The sequence below is a fragment of the Moorena sp. SIO4G3 genome (assembly GCF_010692305.1).
GTDB lineage: Bacteria > Cyanobacteriota > Cyanobacteriia > Cyanobacteriales > Coleofasciculaceae > Moorena > Moorena producens_A.
In genome coordinates, this window is sequence record NZ_JAAHIG010000494.1 from 1 (window position 1) to 5,802 (window position 5,802).

General features: G+C 43.4%; 7 protein-coding genes. 5 read left to right on the forward strand and 2 right to left on the reverse strand.

What is annotated here, in order from left to right:
* Positions 1-93: helix-turn-helix domain-containing protein (locus F6J99_RS40955; protein ID WP_293122145.1), on the reverse strand; the 93-nt coding region annotated here is incomplete at its 3' end.
* 126 nt (positions 94-219) lie between these two features.
* Here F6J99_RS40955 and F6J99_RS40960 point away from each other — a divergent pair.
* The 4 genes from F6J99_RS40960 (at position 220) to F6J99_RS40980 (ending at position 5,115) form a co-directional block, all read left to right on the forward strand.
* Positions 220-894 carry a class I SAM-dependent methyltransferase gene (locus tag F6J99_RS40960; protein WP_365975254.1) on the forward strand — a complete coding sequence of 225 codons (675 nt, stop codon included), beginning with the start codon at positions 220-222 and terminating at the stop codon, positions 892-894.
* A gap of 404 nt (positions 895-1,298) precedes the next feature.
* Positions 1,299-1,934 carry a class I SAM-dependent methyltransferase gene (locus tag F6J99_RS40970; RefSeq protein ID WP_293122139.1) on the forward strand — a complete coding sequence of 212 codons (636 nt, stop codon included), beginning with the start codon at positions 1,299-1,301 and terminating at the stop codon, positions 1,932-1,934.
* 593 nt (positions 1,935-2,527) lie between these two features.
* Positions 2,528-4,099 (forward strand): FAD-dependent oxidoreductase, encoded by a 1,572-nt coding sequence (locus F6J99_RS40975; RefSeq protein ID WP_293122141.1) that lies wholly within the window; start codon positions 2,528-2,530, stop codon positions 4,097-4,099.
* Positions 4,100-4,344: 245 nt separating this feature from the next.
* Entirely contained in the window at positions 4,345-5,115 is a 771-nt protein-coding gene (locus tag F6J99_RS40980; protein WP_293122143.1) for an SDR family oxidoreductase, read from the forward strand.
* An 89-nt stretch (positions 5,116-5,204) separates the two neighbouring features.
* Here the strand turns inward: F6J99_RS40980 and F6J99_RS40985 are convergent, their stop codons facing one another.
* The gene (locus F6J99_RS40985) at positions 5,205-5,369 is read right to left on the reverse strand and encodes a four helix bundle protein (RefSeq protein ID WP_267876634.1); all 165 of its coding nucleotides are present in this window, start codon (positions 5,367-5,369) and stop codon (positions 5,205-5,207) included.
* Positions 5,370-5,624: 255 nt separating this feature from the next.
* On the opposite strand from F6J99_RS40985, the gene F6J99_RS40990 reads away from it, so the two are divergent.
* On the forward strand, positions 5,625-5,802 hold a 178-nt coding region (locus F6J99_RS40990; RefSeq protein WP_293122147.1), incomplete at its 3' end, for an RRXRR domain-containing protein.

Here is a 5,802-nt window from a genome sequence, read left to right on the forward strand (position 1 = left end):
GTTCCATACCCACCTAGAATACCCAGCGTGTTGAGCCATCAAGGTTTTTTGTTTGTTATTCAGTTTTAACTTGGTCTTGAAGGCTCGTTGCATAAGTCGGGATGATTGATTTTTCCATCGGGCTAGTGTGCTGACGTTAACGCCATGATCCTGATCAGCTTTTGGTTGGTTTGAGGTACTTAGTCACCTAACTACAATTAACAACATACTGATAGTATCGTGTTGTACCTTAAATCGTCAACTAAGTTATTACTCTACGACTTGCAGGTAGAAATCCTGTTTTATGGTGCAGCAGATAGTATGCGTCGGCGAATTCTTGGTCCAATCAACCAAGGATTAAATGTCTTTGCTTCTGTACCACCTGACCAAATCAAGGTTTTAGACCTAGCTTGTGGGACGGGACGAACCCTAAAATTTCTTCGCGCTACCCTACCTAAAGCATCGTTATTTGGGGTTGACCTATCCCCCGCTTATCTACGCAAAGCCAACCAACTATTTTCAAAAAACCCTGAAGAATTGCCTCAACTCGTGCAGGCTAATGCCGAAAAGTTACCTTACCCAGATAATTATTTTCACGGCATAAGCAGTGTATTTCTCTTCCATGAATTACCACCAGCAGCTCGTCAGCGAGTAATTGAAGAATGTTTCCGAGTCACTAAACCAGGGGGAGTATTCACCATCTGTGATTCGATGCAACTATTGGATTCTCCTGAGTTTGAGGTATCGATGGAGAATTTTATGGCTATTTATCACGAGCCTTATTACAGAAGTTACATTACAGATAACTTAGTCGAACGTCTCGAAAAAGCTGGCTTTGAACAGGTTGAAACTAAAAATCACTTTGTTAGTAAATATTGGATTGCCCGCAAGCCGAAAACTAGATCTGATTGTTGAATGGGCACTTATGCTTAGAGATTAGTAAAAATAGCTGCTTCGGGATGCTTATGACCCAGACTATACTCCAGAAGTGGGGGAACTTTTCAGAGTTGCTTGCCCTTTGTAGGATCTAAAAAAACCCGAAGACTTGCCTGATCACCACCATCGACAGCTGTTAAAAAATTTAATGTAATCGGCTGGGTTCCGGTGTCATCCTAGAGAGTGGTGGAATTTTTGCCTCGGAGACCAAATGGACGTCAGTAGAAATGCTCAAGCATTCGATAGGACTGTTAGTGGATTACCTGAAGTTAGCCGGAGGTGCCGGTGCCACCGAGGCAAATACCTGTCTATCCCTGATTCATCCCGTAATTCAGTAACGCCTTGGAGTTTAGTCATTTCTATGTTGAATTGGAGAAGCAAACATGCTCAATCTGCATAAGAAGTACGAAGTTCAGAATGTTCAACAAAATCGTTCAGAACACGACTCTTTTACCTTGAAAAGGTACGAACAATTCTTCAGTTTTTTTCAGAAAGAAGCTGTAAATATTCTTGACGTAGGTTGCAATACGGGTAGAGGTGGATTACGTTTGAAGGAGTTGAACCCGAACCTGACATTATTTGGTCTTGATTGTGTACAAGAAAGATTAGATGTTTTGCCTGATTGCTATTCACAAAAAGTCTATGGTCTTTCAACAGACATACCTATGGAAGATCGATTTTTTGATGTAATTACTGCTGGTGAGTTTCTTGAACACCTGTATCCTGCCGATGTAGATCAAACATTATGTGAATTCCAAAGAGTCTTGAAGATTGGCGGAAGACTGTTGCTTACCACTCCAAATCCTAATTACATAAAAAATAAAATCATTGGAATGTCAGTATACGGTGTCAGCCATTTAACTCAGCATTTTCCAGAAGTTCTGCGATTGAGATTGCAAATGCATGGATTCTCAGGGGTTAAATTATATGGATCAGGTAAGGTATCCCAGTATTTAGGTTGGCATTTTCCGTTGATGTCAATCTATGGTAGCTATCTCGTTGTAGCAAATAAGTACTGAGCAGGCTAAGAGGTTGTCTGAGAAGTCTCATTTGCTACATCAAAGCCCCCGTTGGTCCCCCAATTTTGCGGTGCGACCCAAGGGCGATTTACTCGCCCATTGGAAAGCGCACCGGAAGGGACTTTTAGCCGCAAATTGATTCTTGTTCCCCCCAGAATTGGGGGGCTAGGGGGGCAAAATTCAGTATCAAAAAACTTGGGAGATATCCTCTAAGATTCCCGGGGTGCATCTCACTGTCAGCCATGCAAAGTGCGAGTGGGGGAAACCCCCTCAGGTCGGCCCATCCCTCGCTTTTGCAATTAGGCAAAAATTCCCGCGAAAATGCCCGCGCCCCCGCCCCACACTTCCCACACTTCCCCTTCTTTTTTACAAATATGAGATGCACCCTCCCACTCTCCCCCTAGTAGTCCTGATCGAAAATGTAGCCAAATTCCGAAAAATCACCCTTCTCGATTTCCAGCACCAAGAACCAAAATTGAAAATAAATAGTGAAAATAAATAGTACCCCCAAAGGGTACTGTCAATGTCCGACAGCTATAGAAAACTAGAATTATCAGTTCATCAGGTTGTTCAGGAATTGGGGTGAGGGAAACATGGCCAGTAATCAAGAACGTTCTTACGATGTCATTGGCTTTGGTGATGAAGTTCCAGGTATCTTAGCGCTGATCGCTGCAGGGAAAGAGTATCGCCGCCGGACAGGTAAGTATCCACGCATTCTGTTAATGTCCAAAGGTAGCAAACATGAAGGTGTTGGTGGTCATCTGGTCAGGGGAGGTCTTGCTTACCTTGATCGCTGCCAGATTCCTCGTAACCTGCGTAAATCCCTCAAGCTCGGCACCTTTGGCTCACCCCCTACCCTCTACAAAGAATTTTTACAGCGCTCAGGTGTTACCTTAATTGCTCTTGACCCCCGCAAAGCTGATGCCGCCCTCAAGAAAATGATGCAAGAAGCAGGTGTGGCTCTGATCCGGGAAGTCAAGATTGCATCAGTGATTAAAAACGGTCCAAAGCTAGCTGGCATCAAGTTAGCCAGAGGCGAAACCTATTTTGCCAAGCAATTTATCGATTCCACAGTCAATGGAGAATTAGCCCAAGCGGCTGGAGTTAGGAAACTAAAAGGATTTAACACCTTTGGCTTGCCCGAATCTGAACTACCAGTCACTCTAGTATTTGAAACTGAGGGACTCAGTATCAGAAGACTAAAGCAGGTAGAGTATGCCTATCTCAAGCGCTTCGCTAATCCTGCTGATCAAGAAGCTCAACGGTGGTTAAAGCAAGCTGCTGGGTCTGATGCTCAGTTTGCTGAACGACTCAGGAAGAATATGAGAGACCCCAGGGGTAATCTGAAAACCATGTGGGTGGGTAAGGATTACATCGACATTCGCTCCCCAGCCCTATCCGTAGCGTACCACTCCTTTAGAGGTAAGACCTTCTCTCTAGCAAAAAGTGGTGTCATCCTCGATGAAGGCAATGTGGCAATTCTTCCAGGGGGTAGGCTTTCCTGGAATGCTCTCCTCTGTAAGGTCAATGGCACTGAAGCAGAGGAATTAGCTCAAGGAGGTGCTAAACCCTCTGCTAAGATTCTCGAAGAGATGAATTTCGTTGAAACTTGGCTCAAGAGTATCGGAGCGAAAGCCGTTAAGCCAGCATCTGAGCTTTATATCCGCCATGCAGGGAATATTACTGGTGTGGTAGACCCTCTCTATGGATCCCAAATGCTATTAGGTGGCACACCCAATTGGTCCGCTTTGGGAACCTTTGGCTATCATTTTGATGTGCGCGGGGGTATCGAAGGTCTTGGTAACAGAGCCTCTGAGAACGGGTTTAAAAGTGTAAGTTTTAGTAAGCCAATTTTCAACATTGGCATCCAGCATGCCCAAATTAAGGCAGTTCCTAATTTAGGCGTTGTCAGTCCTGGTTCTGGGTTTCAAGGGTTTGCTTCATCCGCTGGTAGAATTGTCGAATTCAATGCTGGTGTTGGTCAGGCATTGGGTATAGCTGCCATTACCGCCCTTCTTTCTGGCAGAAATTTAAGTAATGTATCCAACTCTGAGGTCAGAAAAGTACTTTTAAAAACTAAGCAACTTCCTCGCGTCTATGGATATGCTAATAATAATGAAGCTAGGAAATTGAAGAATTTCGAGTCTTTATTAGTGCTGGTTTGAGAGACTTTTGATAAAGTAAATGTTAAGAAAGTAATTATTCGCTGACTATTGCTCGATTTATGTTCTAGGGTTGATCATAGCTATGATCAACCCTAGAAAACACTTCTGAGTGGGTGAAAATTTGCCTGCAAGCTTTGTGTGGTAAGGGGATGTACTGAATTTTTTAGTTGTCTCTTCGCCAGAGTGTTTTACTGATAAGCAGTCTAACAATTAAGTGAACGTGAGTCTGGTTAATTTCTGATTAAATGAATCTTGAAAACTTATCTTTTTCAGAAAAGACATTCCTAGTAACAGGTGCAGGAACGGGAATCGGTTCCTCGATTGCCGATCGCCTGATCACCTTAGGAGCAAAAGTTATCCTGCACTGCAATGCCCACATCGACTCAGCCAAGGAACTGGCATCCAAGGCAAACACTGATTGTGTTGTAATTCAAAAAGATTTATCCCAGCCCCAAGCAGGACAAGAATTAGTGGAGGAAATTCTTAATCTGGGATATGCCATTGATGGTGTTGTGAATAATGCCGCCATCATGACCGAACTCAGCTTGGATGATAATCCCTTACTCTGGGAAGAGAAATGGATCGAAACTCTTCAGGTTAACTTGATTGCTGTTAGTTCCATCACCCGACGGGCGATAGAACACTTTAAGTCCAAGGGAGGAGGAATTATTGTTAACATCTCTAGTCGTGCAGCTCATCGTGGTGACACCCCAGAGTATATACACTATGCAGCCTCCAAAGCAGCACTGAGTAATTTAACCAAAAGTATTGCTCGAAATTTTGCTGCTGATGGCATACTAGCCTATTCTATTTGTCCCGGCTTTGTTGATACCGAAATGGCTGCGGAATTTAGCCAAAACTATCCTCTCTCTGAGATTGTATCAGGTATTCCCCTACAGCGAATCGCCCAGCCAGAGGAAATTGCTGCCATGGTGGTTTTCCTCTTGTCCGGACAAGTCCCCTCGGCAACTGGAACCAACATTGATATTAATGGAGCCTCATACGTTCGCGCTTAGCGCAGCAGAGAAGTGGTGTTAGGTTTTAGGTGTTAGGTTTTAGGTGTTAGGTTTTAGGTTTGAGGTAAAACGCTAATTATTCGGATAGCCTAATTTTTCTTCTTCTCCTTTAGTTTTTCCATCAGACTGTTGAGCATTCTTCCTATTTCGTCGCTTAACTCTAAAACGGGCTGTAACTCAGAGTTTTTAAGATAAGATAATCTGCCAGTAATTAGCAAATGTGTTTCCAATTCTTTGAGAGAACCATTAGCTATGGAGAGATGGTCAACAACTCACCGCTAAGTCCTTCAGACTATAGCGGGAGCTTGTAAAAAGCTCATAGTTGACCAGACTAAGCTCTAAGCGAGCTACGTTATCTAGCTCATGACACCTACAAATGCGTGCCAGTTTGTAGCAACTGTCGTACAGCTTTAAACAGGTGTAGCGAGTTAAGCCAGTGAGCTGTACCGAACAAAGCTAGATAACATTGTCTAGGCAAACTTTACCCACATTGTGGAGTGTTCAAAGTAATGCGAGTTTTCGTTCTAGATCAAAATAAGAAACCACTGGATCCATGCCACCCGGCACGAGCAAGAGAGCTATTGAACATGGGAAGGGCTAAAGTATTTAAACGGTACCCATTTACAATTGTATTAAAAGACAGGATTTTAGAAAAATCTGTCACTCATTCACATCGTTTAAAGATAG